Source organism: Variovorax sp. GW821-FHT09D07 (assembly GCF_059416345.1).
In genome coordinates this window covers 1-15416 of sequence record NZ_JBWKOY010000001.1, presented here as the reverse complement: position 1 = coordinate 15416, position 15416 = coordinate 1, and the positions used below count along the sequence as shown (strand labels likewise).

Genomic DNA, 15416 nt, shown 5'->3' with positions numbered 1-15416 from the left:
AGCGAACGGATCACGGATAGCGGCAAGGAAACAAGAAATGCAAACGAAGAACACACAAAGACTGTTGGGGTTCGGTGCCTCGACACTCGTCACCCTCGTCCTGGCAGGTTGCGGCAGCCTGCACGACGAGCGCTACAACTGGTGCCAAGGGCAAAACTGCGCGATCACACCTGTCGTGACGCCGACTCCCGCCCCCGTGCCAGCGACGCCGACGATGCAGCGCGTGAATCTGAGCGCGGATGCTCTTTTTGATTTCGACCGCTCAAGTGCAGTCGATATGCTCCCGAAGGGCCGCGCCGAACTCGATGCACTGGCAAGCGCATTGCGCAGCCAAGAGATGCAGGTGCAGAGCGTGATGATCACGGGCCACACGGACCGCCTAGGTGGCGAGGACTACAACGATCGCCTAGCGCAGAAACGCGCCAACACCGTGCGCGACTACCTGAAGAGCGCAGGCGTCAATGTTCCCATGGAAGTGAAATCGATGGGCGAACGAGATCCTGTCACGCGCGACTGCCAAGGCATGGCTCGCTCTCCAACCTTGATTGCTTGCCTGCAGCCAGACCGTCGCGTAGTGGTGGACATCATGGGCCAAGCGGCGAAAAGATAAGAACTCTGGGCCGCTACTTAGCCGTAGCGCTCGCACTCTTCAAGGGCCGAAATCACCAAGGTCGTTCGAACGACGCAATGATCTCGGGGCCCTCGATGCTCGATGTGCTCGTGGGGGGCGCACCCCACTCACCCGTCGAGCTCTTGGATAAGGGGTATCACCTGACCTTTGAATGCGGGAGTGATCTTGCCCTCGTATTTCAGGACACGGGCTATTCACGATGTAGCGTCTGCTCGATCTGAGCAAGGGCTGGTAGGCAGCGCGATGCTGCCTGAACTCTCTGGGTGATTGCATCTTCAATACCGAGTGCGGACGCACCTCATTGAAGTGCTCGAAGGCTGCGGCCACTCCCCAACACCAGTTGCACGCTTGTGGTCTCCCTCCAAGGACGCGTCAACGCGGCAATGCATCAATAGAACGCAGGACATTTCGCGAGATGTCGATGCGCTTCGGGAGGTCGTATATTCTGTTCGGAGTGTCGATGTTCAAGGCAAAGAATACCGGCCCGTTTGGCCATTCAATCCAACCGACCCACCAGCCAATCTTTCCACTCCATCCGGTCTTCGCACGAAGAATCCAGTCTTTCCCGGCCTCGTTGATCAACACGTCCTTGACGAGACGTTGGTGATCGACACGAAAATCTAGTTGGTTGCGATAAAGCTTGCGCAAGAACGCTATCTGCTCATGGGCCGAGATGGCTAGATCACCCTCGACCCAGAAAGGCGCATCGCCCGAAGCAACTGCGTTGCCGTAGTTAAGCTGTTGGAGATAAGCCGTCTCGCGCTGCATGCCTATCTGCCCGGCAAATCGCTCGTACACCCAGACCGTGGAGTTTCGCATCGCAGAGCGTAAATTTTGGTCTGCGTCCCACGCCTCAAGAGATCGAGTGACACCATCCCAGGGTATCTGCTCGAATTCGTCGCGCAGTACACCGGAATCCAAGGCGAACAAGCTATGAGGAATCTTGAAGGTGGAAGCTGGCGTATAGCGACGAGCAGCGCGCTCTGCGTCATACACGAATGTTGCATCGCGCCTGCCACGCGCATCAAGCACAACGATCGTCCCGCGAGCCTGCGCTTCAGTGAAGAACCTAGACCAATCTACCCGCTCCTGAGGAACTTCAGCCGCGAAGGCCTCGAAAGAAAAGAAAAATGGTAAAGCGGAAAAAACGAGATTGCGTCGGGTCAGCACGCCTGAATCCTCCCTAGGCTAAAAACAACCTTCTTTGCATCCCTCTGCCCACGTGAGGCAAAGTTCGTACACACAGGATTGGGCCAGTCGATCGAGAAAGCATCGCCAAACTGTCCGGCAGAAATCTGGCGCCCGCACGCTATGAGCTTCAAGGGGTGGCGGATATCGAGATTGAGAAGCCCGCGCACAATCACACTCGAATTCTTCGAGCACGCGCAAACTTCCATCACCGGCTAACACGTTGTCGAAGCCCAGCCTCGCGACGAGCTGCTTCACAGTGAAGCCTGAAACTCATCGGAATACATACCGCGGCCATAACTAAGCACAACGCGTACATCAAGACACTCAGGCCCTGGGAAGCAGTTGCGGCCATATTCAGGAAGAGACCGACGGCTATGAGGCTGAAGGCTGGCAAGATCACTGACAAACCTCGAAGAATTGATATTTTCACAGCTGCAACCCTTAAACGTGCTGTGATGAAATCTTCTTGGATCTTCATATTTTATGCTCTCTGATAACTCACGAAAAAAGAGACGAATCGCGCTTCATGACTCTGAATTTAGTGTCTTCAAAAATGGGGCGTTGCGCCTCGTCGCCCCTTCTGATAAGGACAGTCGCGATCACATACATGCGTGATCCCCATGTTCGATCGGGGCTTTCTCTATGGCAGTGCCTTTGGAGCGAAACCGCCGGCTCGGAAACAGTCAAAATCTAGCCTGCGATCTCCTGACAACCCTTCGCGACGAAGCTGTTCATCCGGGTCATCGATAGAAATGCGGCCTCTTTGCATGTCGTCAACGGTGCTGCCAGTACACGCACGACCCTCACGCTTCCTCATTTGTCTTCGTACGGAATCTCAGATGCCGAGGATTCGAAATCAAGACAACTCTATCGTGCCGAAATCATCTAACGCACACTGACTCTTCAGCCAATGTCGGGTAGTCGACATTTCGCGCAATGACAGCAGTCGAAGCGTGAAGAACTCCCGTGAGAGACAGACAACTTTCCGCCGTTAGCGGATGGTTCCCATCTTGAGTGGAACCGAGCCAAGCCTTAGATCAATCACCGCCTCAGCGAGGTGACTGGGCGTGCCTTCGCGATCTGAGGCGATCTAATCCCTGCAGTGGAATTGCGCTCAGCGCAGAGGTAGGTGGGCACCACTGGATTTCACAGCTGCGACTCAGCGCACGAGACATTAGCCAGCGATTTCAGCGTGACGCGAGGCGTCATGCGGACTCGGCCCTTCGTCCTGGATTCGGATGAATCCGTTATCAATATGACCAGGCGGATTGTTCTGGCCAGGTAGCAGCCCCGAAGATTCAGACTCGGAAAAAGGCGCTGAATGTGCTGTCTCTGCGCTCACAGCAGCATGTTAATGGCACCTTTAGAAATCCCGATGTGAATCGTTAAGGGTACCCCTCGCACTCAAGCTAGAGAGCCTCTGTTGTATTGGGTTCGACTACGCCTGCCGCCACTAAATGCAGGGTCGTTAGAGAGGATGCAGTGATCCTTTCGCTCCGTTGCCTGCAGACAACCGCGACGAAACCACGAGCGCCCGGGAAAGTCAGCGCGACGAAGCGTGCGGAGCTTAAGTAGATTGACGGCCGATGACCGGGTCAGCCATAACCGATGAACAGGAACGGCTCGCCCATCAACTTGCGAATGAGTACCTCTATTTCCTCCCGGCGAGCTCGACTGCGCTGCCTGTTTTGGCTGACGCCCGGCTCCGAAAGAGGCAAGGCCTGCGCATCTGCATGACCTCGCTCCTCCCTCTTCAGTTCCTCGTGCCTACGCAGAAGAGCAGAGACGATCAGGTCGGTCTCAACTTCGTTCAGATTGATGCATGTCATTCCCAATCATGTCCAATGACATGACAATTGACCAGTCGAACGACAGCCCACCTCGCGGTCCCCGTCAGGAAATTCTCATCTCTTGCGAAGTTTCGCACGCTGCATTCTTCGGTGCTGTTAGGTCCAGGACGCTGATATCGCAGTCAAGCGACACCACGCCCCGAATTACTTAGCAGCCCGAAATCGTGACCAGCAGAACGGTTTGTTCCCACTGACTGCACCACGTAGCCGACTCCGTAGATTGACTGCAGCACGAAGCCTCTGTCAGGGAAGAGCCCGAGCTTGCGACGAATGCGGCCAATGTGTTGATCGACCGTTCTCAACGTCCCATCACCACCCCAAAGCACGGAGAAAAGGTAGGACCGCGATACCGTGTTCCCGAAGTTGCGAAAAAGAAGACGCGCCAGATCGAACTCTCGCGGTGCCAGCTTAGCTCGCACGCCGTTGCCCTGAACGATACGAGAGACCTTGTCGAAGCTGAATCCGAAGAAACTCTCTGGGGCAGGAACGTCCAGCTCCCGGGGGACGCGCAAGAGCACCTTGATTCGCGCGACGAGCTCGAAGGGCCGTCCAGGCTGAAGAATGCAGTCGTTAGCGCCGCTATCAAGCGCCTGCACAACCTCGAACTCGCTGGTGCGCGGGGTCAGCATGAGAACCTGCGCTGAGCTGCTCGCGGACGCCATCGATCGGACGCTCTTCAACACCTCCATCCCCTGCATGGATTGCGATCCCCAGTTGATCGCCAGGAGGTCGAAGTACTCACGTCGAACCATCTCGATGAATGCCTCAGCCGACGCCTCAGGGAAAACGTCATGGCCATCGGTCGAAAGCAATGCAGCTACCAGCTCTCCTTCGGGGGGCACTTCGTGGAAGAGAGCAATGCGTGGGCGGTCTTGCGCAACCGGCATTGCTTTGCCTAGCACCGGCATTGAAGGCTGTTGATGGTCGACCCGCTCTCCAGCTCCTGACCCATCCCTCCCCGGTCTAGCCTCTTCTGCAGCTTGCTGCGCAGCGTCTCTCGAGTGGTCCGTTTGCTCCTCGCTCTGAGTGTTGTCCCCATGGTGACGCGGGCGTCGTCGGCTTTCGCCTTCGATCGAGGCCGTACCGTCACCGAAATGATTTGAAAGCGAATCGGATGCGGTCGTAAGAAAACCTCCCCAATTCAGTTCGGAGAATGAATTTGATTTCAATGTTTGTTCGCGCAAGGAATTTGCGTCGCGGGTTTGGCAAGCAATTTTCATGGGCCCTCCTGCCATGAATTGAATCCGATTCATCAACATTGAAGGAGAGTCAACGCCTTGCATTTGTCGGGTAGGCGACTTTTTGCGTGATTGACACGTGATTTTGTGACTTTTTATAACCTTTCTCAGCGATCTGTTTTGCGAAGTCTCCGGCGTTGGCTGCTCCATTCTCCTAGATGCATGACTTCTATTGCGCCGTATGGCCTGAATGTAAAAACCATAGCACCTCCAGCATTTTCTAGGCTTCTGAGAGAAGTGATCACTTCGAAAACACATTGCCCGTCATGGAAAAACTGTCGTCAAGACACGCCCGCCAGAGGTGAAAGGGCTCAACTCGTCTCTCATCAGATGGATTAGATCGACGCTGAGTGCAGGACTTTGTTCACATTTTCGAAGATGCGGATATTAACAATTGTCGGGTAGCCGACAAATTGGATCAATCGGTTTTCCCATGCGTCATGCGTGAAGATAGATTCGCACTCACCCTAAGGTCTTAGTCCGATTTTCTTGCTGCTTCCAATGCAATCAGCTTTGCACCAGGGCACCAACTATTTACCTAAAGTCGACGCAATCAGTTGAGGATGAATTGCGCCTTCCAAAAGGTTTTCAAGCAACAGTGTCAATCATGAATAAAACATTTCGCATTATTTGGAGTGAGGCGCGTAACACGTGGGTAGCAGCGTCCGAGGTCACCGGTGGTCGATGCCAACGGAGCGCGGCCTGCGCTTCCATCGCCGTCGCGGCAGTGACCGCAGCGTTGCTGGGTACAGGCAGTTCGGCCTGGGCAGATCTGAGCACCAACGCCGGCACGCTCTGCATGTCCAAGAACGGCCCGCTCCAAACCTGGACCTGTCAAGTTCCCAATGGCCAGGGGGGCTTCTCAATCATCAACGGCCTGCCCGACGACGGGTCGGGTGCCTCTCCGGACTGGACCGTGGTGAATAGCGTGGCGGCTTCAGCCAACACCGGCAAAAGTGCATTACTACTGGGCGATACGACCACTGTGGCCAGCGGAGCGGAGAGCATCGCCATTGGTTCGCGCGCCGAGGCTACGGTGAGCAACGCGGTCGCAATCGGTACTGGCGCCAGGGCGAAGGCATTTTCGTCAGTTGCCATCGGCGACGGCAGTGCGGTTGAAAGCGGCTCGAACTCCGTTGCTCTCGGGCAAGGCAGCCTCGTGCTTTCCGGCAACAGCATCGCGTTGGGGCAAGGCGCCGTCGTGGGAGGCAACGCACTTGGATCCGCGGCGTTGGGTAGCAATGCGCGTGCCGAGGCTCCCGGCGGGATTGCCTTGGGTGAGGCTTCGCAGGTCACCGCACTTAGGGGTGTGGCCCTGGGGGCGTTCTCCATCGCCGATTCGACCGCCAATGGTGTCGGATACGTGCCAACGTCCGCGACGGCTGCGCAGAGTGGCGCCATTGCGGCGACGACATCGGGCAACTTGGCACCGGTGTCAGTAGGCTACGTCTCCAGCCCGTTCGCAATCGTGCCTGGGACGCGACAAATCCAGAATGTGGCTGCAGGTACGCTGGACAGCGACGCGGTGAACGTGGCCCAACTCAAGGCGATGGCCAGTGCGACTGCTGCGGGCGGTACGCACTACTACAGCGTCAACGACGGCGGCACGCAGGGCAGCAACTATGGCAACGATGGCGCAACGGGAGCAAATGCCATTGCCGCCGGCAAAGACACCGTCGCTTCCGGTGAGGCCAGCAGCGCGGTGGGTTTTGGTGCAACCGCCAGTGGGAATAGCGCGGTTGCAATAGGCAACGGAGCGACCGCACTGGGCGGCGACGCTTCAATGAATGGATACGCTACTGGAGCCCTCGCTATTGGCACAAAGGCCGCTGCGACCGGGCCCCAATCTATCGCCATTGGAACTGGCAGCAGTGCTGGCAATCAACAATCGATCGCACTCGGCACGAGCAGCAACGCAAGCGGGCTGAGTGCGGTCGCCATTGGCAAGGGAAGCATCGCCACCGGCCGAAATTCCGTTGCCTTAGGCTTGGATAGCAATGCCTCGGGAACGCAGACCCTCGCACTTGGCTATGAGGCCGTGGCGAGTGGGAGTGGGTCCACCGCGATCGGCGTCACCAGCAACGCGACCGGAGCGCGCTCCATCGCGTCAGGCACCATTGCCAAGGCATCGGCGCTCCAGAGCATCGCTTTTGGCGCCTTCTCTTCATCGAGCATCGATAACGGTATCGCGCTGGGCTCGTACTCGACGTCCGATCGTGCTGTAGCCCCCGTCACAGGCAGCATTCCCGCCGGCAGCTCGCTCGTTCCTTACAACACCGTCGACCACACGCTGCTGGGCGCCGTTTCCGTAGGGAACGCGACCAGCTACCGCCAGATCATTAATGTCGCGGATGGTACGCAAGCCCAAGATGCCGTGACAATTCGCCAACTTTCCGGCGCGCTGCAGTCCTTTGCAGTCACGCCGGTGAAGTACTTTCACGCCAACTCCAGCGCGGCAGATTCCCTGGCAATCGGCACTGAATCGATCGCAGTTGGGCCACAGACAGTGGTCAATGGCAGCAACGGAATCGGCATCGGCAACGGTGCCGTGGTGCAGCAGAGCGCACTGGGTGGCATCGCCATCGGTCAGGCGGCGACATCGCACCTGGCGGATTCCATCGCGTTGGGCACTCAGTCGTCGGCTGCCGCTGTGCAAGGCGTTGCCATCGGTGCGGGCGCCGCTGTCACGCAAGCAGGCGGCGTTGCGCTCGGCGCCGGCTCTGTCGCGTCGACAGGTTCCGGCGTGGCGGGCTATGTACCTCCCACGGCCACCGATTCGCAACGTATCGCAATTGGCGCCACGACCAGCACGCTGGCCGCGGTATCGGTGGGCGACGCGGCCAACGGACAGTTCCGGCAAGTCACGGGTGTAGCTGCCGGCGCAGCTGACAGCGATGCAGTGAACGTCTCGCAATTGAAGGCGGTGCAAGGCACGGTAGCGGTGATTGATCAATCGACGGTCAAGTACGACACCAATGTCGATGGAACTACCAATTACAGCAGTGTGACCATGGGCGGAAACAACTCGTCTGGCCCAGTCGCAATCCATAACGTGGCACCTGGTGTTGCAGGGACTGATGCGGTCAATGTGAATCAACTCAACACCGCCGTAGGTGGTGTCAACAACCGTATCAATGGACTGGATGAAAAGATCAACCGCAACGCCAAGATGCTCTCGGGTGGCATTGCTGCGTCTGCGGCGATGGCTGTGGTCACACCGGTGGAGCCCGGCCGTTATCACGTGAGTGGTGCAGTGGCCGGCTACAACGGGCAAGCGGGCATTGGCCTCAACCTGCTTAAGCGCTCCGACAGCGGCCAGACCACCTTGCACGCCGGCGTGGGCTGGGGATCGGGCGGAGGAAAGGCCATCGTCCGCGTAGGCCTCGGGTTCTCGTTTGACTGATCAGAAGCAGGAGCAATACTCATGAAAAAACAGATCACGATCCAATCTCTTGCGCTGACAGCTCTAGTGGCAATGCTCGGCGGCTGCGCATCGAGTGCCAAAACATCCAACCAAGCAGCCGATGCGAGTGCAGAAAAAGAGTCTGTGAGCTTCCCGGACGTCGATCGCGCTTGGCTCAAGGGTGGCACGTTCATTGACGTGGAGCAGTTGCGCCGAATCGGACGCGGCATGACGAAGAATCAGGTGCGAGAACTCATCAGCTACCCGCATTTCAACGAGGGCTTGTTCGGCCCGAAGGAGTGGGACTATCTGTTCAACTTCCGTACCGGCCGCGGCGAAGAGTTCGTCACCTGTCAATACAAGGTGGTCTACAAGGATGGCGTTTCGAGTGCGATCTACTGGAAAGATCCTGGCTGCGCTCAGCATATCCAGCCCAAGACGGTGGAGGTAGCGCGCCCCACAGTCCCTGTAGCGCCGGAGCGCATCAAGCTCAATGCCGACGCACTGTTTGCGTTCGACAAGTCAGGGATTCCAGACATCCTTCCTGAGGGGCGGCGTCAGCTGGAGGCACTGGCGATGAAGCTGAAAGGTGGGAACAAGCGCATCGAGCGCCTGACCGTTATCGGCTTCACTGATCGCCTGGGCTCTGAAAGCTACAACCAACCGTTGTCGCTGTCGCGCGCCAATACCGTACGTGAACTCCTCGTTCAATACGGCGTCGAACGCAACATCATCCGCACAACCGGCGCTGGTGCAAGCCAGCCGGTGGTGGCTTGTCCCGGTGAACAAAAAACGTCCGCTCTCGTGAGTTGCCTGCAACCCAATCGGCGCGTGGAACTCGAGGTCCTCAGCGAACGATAAAAAGATGCCCGGTTGCGCGCGCGAAGTGCATCGCATCGGGATTGTTGATCCAGTATCAGCCTCGAGGAAGTTCGCCTACCAAGTCGTTCGGCGGCTCGGTTGCACTCCTCTTGGCTTCACTGAGTTGCATGCATTCAAGGATACCGAAAGTCACCCGAACCGCTGCGACATGCTGGTGGTTTCGTGCGATCAGAATGTGAAATTGTCGGCTCAACTGCTCGCGTCCGCCCGGGAGCTTTTGCGCCCGCACGAGCTGCTGATCTTCATTGCACGGCCCGACTCCGTCCCCGAACTTCGTGTGCAGCATGCCCATCACTGCGACATCGTGATCGCGACCCCTTCTTCTCTTTTTGCGATGCGCGATCTCCTCCGACGAGCATCTCAAATCGAAACCAGTGGGGGCGATGCTCCTCGTTTTTTTTGCAGAACAACTCACGTCTGCCGTTGAACTCAAGAACCACTCAAGGGAGAAAAAAATCAGCTCACAAACTACGGAAGCGAATAGATGGCCCAAGCAGATGTGGGTCTGGGCTTTCGCCGAGGCCTACATGCATATTTCTCCGAATCCCTTGGCTCACCTCGATGCTCTTGAACTCGGCTACAGGCTCTGGCCCACTCATAGACAACGAGATCCCCGAGAAACCGCACACGGCGAACTCTCTTGGCAGAAAAGGATGATCAATGCGGCTAGGACCAAGAAAGGGCGAGTATTTTTGCTGAATGAAGCTATCCCTCGCGAGAGCATGAAGGAGTAGCTCGGATGAAACATCCACGGGGATCTCCAGAGGACGGGACACTGGTCGAAAGATCGCTGCGACTGACTCAGGGCTTTGCGCCATGGCCTCAGCTCGCCATGCAACAGTTGCTCTCAGTCTCAAGCGTGGGTCGTTACTCGCGAGGCGAGACGATCGCCACTGAAACAGGCTCCAAAGAGATACTCTCCGTTGTGTCCGGTTATGTCGTTGTTGAGCTACTCCAGGCGACCGGGAAGCGATCCGTCGTCGCCCTCCTCGGCCCCGGTTATGTGCTCGGGTTCACACGAAATCCCGACGAAGAAGATGAGACAGACCGAGCCATCTACAGCTATCGGGCATTGAACGACACCGTGGTTATTCACATGCCGGCCGCGCAGGTCCTCAACATCCTCGACCAGGCTCCCATGCTCTGGAGGGAGATGGCCAAGATGCTACTGAAACAATTTCGACAAGTACTCGACTCGCTGTTGAGTCAAGGCATCGGTTCATTCCAACGTCGTCTTGCTACGACCATCGAGCGGCTGGCAACGCTGTATGGAATCAGGGAAGGCGATGAAATAAGCCTCCGCCTCCGGCTTACACAAGAGGACCTTGCAGCACTTCTTCAAGTAACAAGGCAAAGTGTCAACAAGGAGTTGGGAGAACTGGTGGCCTGCGGCGCAATCAGTTTGAACTACAACGTGATTACGGTTCTCGATCTCGACGCCTTGAAGAGAAGAGCGATACAGGCTTCCTAGGAAAGAAATGCGTCCACCGCTTCATCGGGCCAACAATGTCTACGCAGCGTTAGTGCGCCGCGGAAGTTCGACATTGCTATGGCGGGCATCGGTCACATAGCCGAGATTTTTACTGTATCGGTACACATCAGAACTTCGGTTTTTCGCCTCTCTTCTGGCAAGCTCCACCATTGATCCCCGACCCATCCATTGAAAGGAATTTCCATCTTGAACAAGACCGAACTGATCGCCGCTATTGCTGCGGATGTGAATCTCAGTAAGGCCGATACTGGCCGGCTACTCGATTCGGTACTGGTAAATTTTTCGCGAGCCTTAGCGCGCGGAGAGCCCGTACAACTGGTAGGGTTCGGCACATTCTCCGTTGCAAGTCGTGCTGAACGTACTGGCCGCAACCCGTCGACTGGCGAACCGATGACAATCAAGGCGAGCAAAGCGCCGAAATTTATCGCTGGAAGGGCTCTGAAAGACGCGGTCAACGCGGCAGAGTAAGCCTGCCCCCTATGGCTACTACAGCCGTTCGATAGATGGAGAAGAATCCTGAAAACCACCACTACTGTCATCGTCTTCGGGATTGCTTTGATCTTGATCGTTTTGCCTCCTCCCAGCCTCCCCTCTGCGGCATCAATCGATTCCGCCGCTTCGTTGCCCCTGCTGTAGTTGCTGCCCGTCACAAGCGGCGCCTTCGGTGGCCGCCGGTGGGGCTGCGGCCTTTTGAGCCGTGGCGTTTTGTATCTGGGCGGAGGCTAAGCTGCTTGTGGCAAGCATTCCCGCGCAAAGACCTCTGCTCCTTGCCAACAAGGCATGACGAGGTCACCTATGAGGAGAATATGGTCCGAGATACCATGGCTGAAGTTTGTTCAGTCTTCCTTACTACAGAGTAGCTTCCAGCCTCCGCACTCAAGCAGAGCATCTTTCGCCACCGTGCGATCTACTCTCGCCCAACGCTTCATGGAGCACGCCAAGCACGTGACGCCTGCCTGCTCAGCCCAGACTTCGGACGGAAAATCTCCAGCATGCAGACGTTCTATGCCAACCTTCCGATGAGCCTGCGCGTACCTGCCGAGCGCTGGATCGTGGCCGCCGGACGGCGTCTCGTGTGATAGCGCACCACCGAGTCAGTCGACGCCACGACACAGCAAGCCAGGCCATCTACGACAGGAAGTACAACCTGGCAGTACGGAAGAACAGGCCGCAGGCCTTGGCCGACGCTGCCCTTTCCAATATGACGTCAGTCAAATTTGACACCTGGACCAGCAGTCCTCCATGTAGCACACTAGGCTTTCTAGGAGAGGAGACTCATCTTCACAATTGACAAGCCAATTCCGAATCATCGTTGGGCGCTAGCCAACAGCGCCGACGATCTCAACGCTCCTGCTTCTGATCAAGTCGCGACCGATCATCTGCGCAGTGGCTCATCTCTACAGGATCTTCTGCGGGGGCCTCTCGACACGGAAGACATTGAATTCGACACTTCGCCTATACAGATCCAACTTCGGCCATTTGATCTGGACTGAGACGGCGTGGACTGATCGACGCAGTAGAGACGGGAACGCCCCCCGCACAAATTCGTTCATGCGGCACGGCCGGATGGAAATCCTGCCTCAAGCAGTACCGTGAAGCGCTGATGCGATTGGCGTGAAACACCCGTGTTCACAAGAAGCAGCGCTCGACCGTACGGCCAAAACTCTTGCCCTTAGCCTATCGAAGAAAGGCCGGTGGGCTAACCGGTCGCATCCCGATATCGTCCTCTGCCCGCCATAGTTGCCACGGATCGCCCCCCACATCGACAACTGCAGCAAGGCCGACCCGGCCTACGGCGCGGGCGTGGCGAAGGCGCTGGGCCTCTGAGCGGCCTGCCCCGGCCCGGCAGCCTCTCGAGGAGGTCTCGCGTGGTTACGGGGTCGCGTCCGCCAACTTTTCGAACTGGATGTTGGCGGCCATCCGCGTCAGCGCGTCGAGATCGAGCACCGTGAGGCTGTTGTATTCGACCTCGAGCACGCGCGCGGCGGCCAGCCACTTGAGCTCCTTGTTCACGGTTTGCCGCGCGACCTGCAAGAGTTCGGCCAGGTCATCCTGCGTCACGCGCAGCGAGATGGTGCCGGACGCGTCGCTTCCATAGAGCCGCGCCAGGCGCTCGATCGTTGCGGCCACGCGCTGCCGGAGTATTCCCACCGCGTTGCTGAACAGGGTTTCGCGGATTTCCCGATGCTCCCGCAGCGCCATGAGCGCCATGTCCTTCCATAGCGGCGGGTGCTCGTCCAGCAGCGCCTGGACCATCAGCGCGGGCATGCGCACGACCATCAGGGTGTCGTGCGCCGAGAACTCGAACCTCAGGTCGGCCTCCCGGTCGAACGCCCATTCCACCCCGATGACCGTGCCGGGCCCCATGAAGACGATCACGGTGCGCGAGCCCGCCGGGGTGACGCGCCATCCAACAATGTGCCCCGAAACGACCGCGAAAGCCTCGATTTCCTTCGCCCCCGCGACATAGAAGATCGTGCCTCGCTCATGCCGCTCCATCCTGCAGTGCAGCACCAGCCGCCCCATCAGGTCGGGCGGCCAGGACGCGAAGCCGCGCGTGAGGCGCAGCGCGCGCTCGATGAGGCCTGCATCTGGTGCCCCGCCATGTCTGGTCATCATTGCGCAAGCCTCTTCAGCGCTGCCTGGTCGAGAACCGCGATGGTGTTGTATTCCAGCTCGATCGTTCCCAGTGCGGCCAGTGCCTTGAGTTCCTTGTTGACCGACTGCCGGGTCACCTGGAGCAGCAGGCTCAGGTTTTCCTGCGTCAGCCGCAGCCGCAGCGGCCCTTCGCGCGAAGCCCGGGTGCCGTAGAGCTTGGCCAACCGGTCGATGGTGCCTGCCAGGCGCCGCTGCAGCGGGCCTGCCATGTGGTCGACCAGCGCATCGAACTGGTCCCTGTGCTGCCGCATCAGCATGGCGGCCATGTCTTTCCACAGCTTCGGATACTTCTCGAGGATGTCGAGCACCATCTGCAGCGGCATGTGTACCGCCACCACGTTGTCGTTAGCCGAGAAATCGTAGACGGAAAGGTCGCCGATGTCGGGAATGCGGGCGAACCCGAGCACGAGTCCGGGCCCGAGAAACGCCACCGTGGACCGCACGCCTCCCGGTGGCGTCCGGCCGACGACGACATGGCCGGAAACCACCGCGATGGCCTCGGGTACATCGGTGCCGGTCGAAAGAACATCCCCTCGCGAGTGACGGCGCAGGCGCGAACGGGTAAGGAGCAACGCCATCGCGCCAGGCGGCCAGGACGCGAAGCCCCGCGTCAACCTCAGCGACTGCTCCATCAGCGCCGAATCGCGCTCCGAAATCTCCGCCTCGGCCATCCTCGACTCCACGGGGCCGCACGGTGCTTTGCCATGCGACGCTGCGCTTTATCGCCCTGATGAACCATCGTAGGGCGATTCTTACTGCCGATCAATAGAGGCTTGCCAGGCCTGCGACTACAGCAGATCCCGTCTCTTTTTGGGCCCGCACCGACGCACGCCCGCCCCCTTTTGCAGCGCTCTCCGGAAGCTGGGGGCTACTACTGCAGGCCGAATCAAAACTGCAATGAAATGCAAATTGCATGGAATTTTTTCACACCCTCAATCCTGTGGATTGCAAAAAGGTCGGGTCGATGACATTGCTGCCGATTCATTTCACTGAAACGTAACGGCGACCGATAGATTTCGTCCGCCGGCTCATGCTTGGCCAAGTTTTTTCGGGGTCGGGTAAGAACGTGTGTTGAAGGATCAATCGTGAACAAGAGTTTTCGCAGTATTTGGAACGAGTCGCTTGGTGCGTGGGTGGCAACGTCGGAAATCACATCGGCCGGGGGAAAGAGAAGCAGCGGTTCGCGACAGACGGGGTCGTCGCGTCGTTCGTCCGTTCGGTTTGTGCTCAGGGTGACGGCCGCCATTGCTATGGGGTTGCCATTCTTCCTTGCGGGAGGTGGGGCTTGGGCCCAAACAGGGGGTGGGGGGTTGCAGTTGTGCCTCCCTGGTGGCTCCGCTGCAACTGGGAGATCCTATGGTGCCGACACCGGCACCAGCTACACGGGAAATGTTGGGAACTGCGTATTTAAGTCGACTTCGTATACGTTCCTCCTGGGGAACTCGAGCAATTTGAACGGGGGGAGTGCCCCTTCGTATACAACTGCCGCGGTCTATGGCGATGCCAGTGGAAAGTTGTTCCTCTACGGATCGACCGGGATTCAGGTAGAAGGAGCCACGACGTTCCTGAACAGTGTTGCGATGTCAAGCAACAAGATTACGGGGCTTGCTGCGGGAACAGCCCCGACGGATGCTGTGAACTTCGGTCAGCTTTCATCGTTATCGACGTCGGCGTCCACCGGCCTGAGCACGGCAACGAGCAGCATCTCTAGCCTCTCGACCTCGACCTCGACGGGCTTGAGCACTGCAACTAGTGGGATCTCCAGCCTGTCCACCGGCCTGAGCACCACGAACAGCAACGTGAGCAGCCTGTCGACTTCCACGTCGAGCGGTCTGAGCACCGCGACCAGTGGCATCTCCAGCTTGTCCACCGGCCTGAGCACTACCAACAGCAACGTCAGCAGCCTCTCGACGTCTACCTCCTCAGGCTTGAGCACGGCCACGAGCAGCATCTCCAGCCTCTCGACCTCGACTTCGACGGGCTTGAGCACTACCAACAGCAACGTCAGCAGCCTCTCGACGTCTACCTCCTCAGGCTTGAGCACCGCCACCAGCGGTATCTCCAGCCTGTC

12 protein-coding genes are annotated in these 15416 nt (G+C 58.2%); 7 read left to right on the top strand and 5 right to left on the bottom strand.

The window, feature by feature from the left end; translation table 11 throughout:
* Positions 1 to 37: 37 nt before the first annotated feature.
* A complete protein-coding gene (locus AC07OX_RS00060; protein WP_495263012.1) occupies positions 38 to 610 on the top strand; it encodes an OmpA family protein in 573 nt (190 codons plus the stop codon).
* Positions 611 to 1003: 393 nt separating this feature from the next.
* On the opposite strand, the gene blaOXA is transcribed toward AC07OX_RS00060, so the two are convergent.
* The 3 genes from blaOXA to AC07OX_RS00045 form a co-directional block, all read right to left on the bottom strand.
* A complete protein-coding gene (gene blaOXA / locus AC07OX_RS00055; RefSeq protein ID WP_495263026.1) occupies positions 1004 to 1798 on the bottom strand; it encodes a class D beta-lactamase in 795 nt (264 codons plus the stop codon).
* A gap of 1619 nt (positions 1799 to 3417) precedes the next feature.
* On the bottom strand, positions 3418 to 3651 hold the full coding sequence (locus tag AC07OX_RS00050; protein ID WP_495263013.1) for a hypothetical protein: 234 nt from the start codon (positions 3649 to 3651) through the stop codon (positions 3418 to 3420).
* 143 nt (positions 3652 to 3794) lie between these two features.
* Positions 3795 to 4892 carry a response regulator transcription factor gene (locus tag AC07OX_RS00045; RefSeq protein ID WP_495330991.1) on the bottom strand — a complete coding sequence of 366 codons (1098 nt, stop codon included), beginning with the start codon at positions 4890 to 4892 and terminating at the stop codon, positions 3795 to 3797.
* A 625-nt stretch (positions 4893 to 5517) separates the two neighbouring features.
* Here AC07OX_RS00045 and AC07OX_RS00040 point away from each other — a divergent pair.
* From AC07OX_RS00040 to AC07OX_RS00020, 5 genes are all read left to right on the top strand, one after another.
* Positions 5518 to 8313 (top strand): ESPR-type extended signal peptide-containing protein, encoded by a 2796-nt coding sequence (locus AC07OX_RS00040; protein WP_495263015.1) that lies wholly within the window; start codon positions 5518 to 5520, stop codon positions 8311 to 8313.
* Between the two features lie 21 nt (positions 8314 to 8334).
* Positions 8335 to 9174 (top strand): OmpA family protein, encoded by an 840-nt coding sequence (locus tag AC07OX_RS00035; protein WP_495263016.1) that lies wholly within the window; start codon positions 8335 to 8337, stop codon positions 9172 to 9174.
* 4 nt (positions 9175 to 9178) lie between these two features.
* The gene (locus tag AC07OX_RS00030; protein ID WP_495263017.1) at positions 9179 to 9622 is read left to right on the top strand and encodes a hypothetical protein; all 444 of its coding nucleotides are present in this window, start codon (positions 9179 to 9181) and stop codon (positions 9620 to 9622) included.
* A gap of 405 nt (positions 9623 to 10027) precedes the next feature.
* A complete protein-coding gene (locus tag AC07OX_RS00025; protein WP_495263301.1) occupies positions 10028 to 10666 on the top strand; it encodes a Crp/Fnr family transcriptional regulator in 639 nt (212 codons plus the stop codon).
* Between the two features lie 207 nt (positions 10667 to 10873).
* Positions 10874 to 11155 (top strand): HU family DNA-binding protein, encoded by a 282-nt coding sequence (locus tag AC07OX_RS00020; RefSeq protein ID WP_495263019.1) that lies wholly within the window; start codon positions 10874 to 10876, stop codon positions 11153 to 11155.
* 1404 nt (positions 11156 to 12559) lie between these two features.
* Here the strand turns inward: AC07OX_RS00020 and AC07OX_RS00015 are convergent.
* Together AC07OX_RS00015 and AC07OX_RS00010 are read right to left on the bottom strand one after the other, a co-directional pair.
* Entirely contained in the window at positions 12560 to 13306 is a 747-nt protein-coding gene (locus AC07OX_RS00015; RefSeq protein ID WP_495263020.1) for a Crp/Fnr family transcriptional regulator, read from the bottom strand.
* The gene (locus AC07OX_RS00010; protein WP_495263021.1) at positions 13303 to 14016 is read right to left on the bottom strand and encodes a Crp/Fnr family transcriptional regulator; all 714 of its coding nucleotides are present in this window, start codon (positions 14014 to 14016) and stop codon (positions 13303 to 13305) included. Before AC07OX_RS00010 ends, AC07OX_RS00015 begins: the two co-directional genes overlap by 4 nt.
* A gap of 414 nt (positions 14017 to 14430) precedes the next feature.
* On the opposite strand from AC07OX_RS00010, the gene AC07OX_RS00005 reads away from it, so the two are divergent.
* Positions 14431 to 15416: ESPR-type extended signal peptide-containing protein (locus AC07OX_RS00005; RefSeq protein WP_495263022.1), on the top strand; the 986-nt coding region annotated here is incomplete at its 3' end.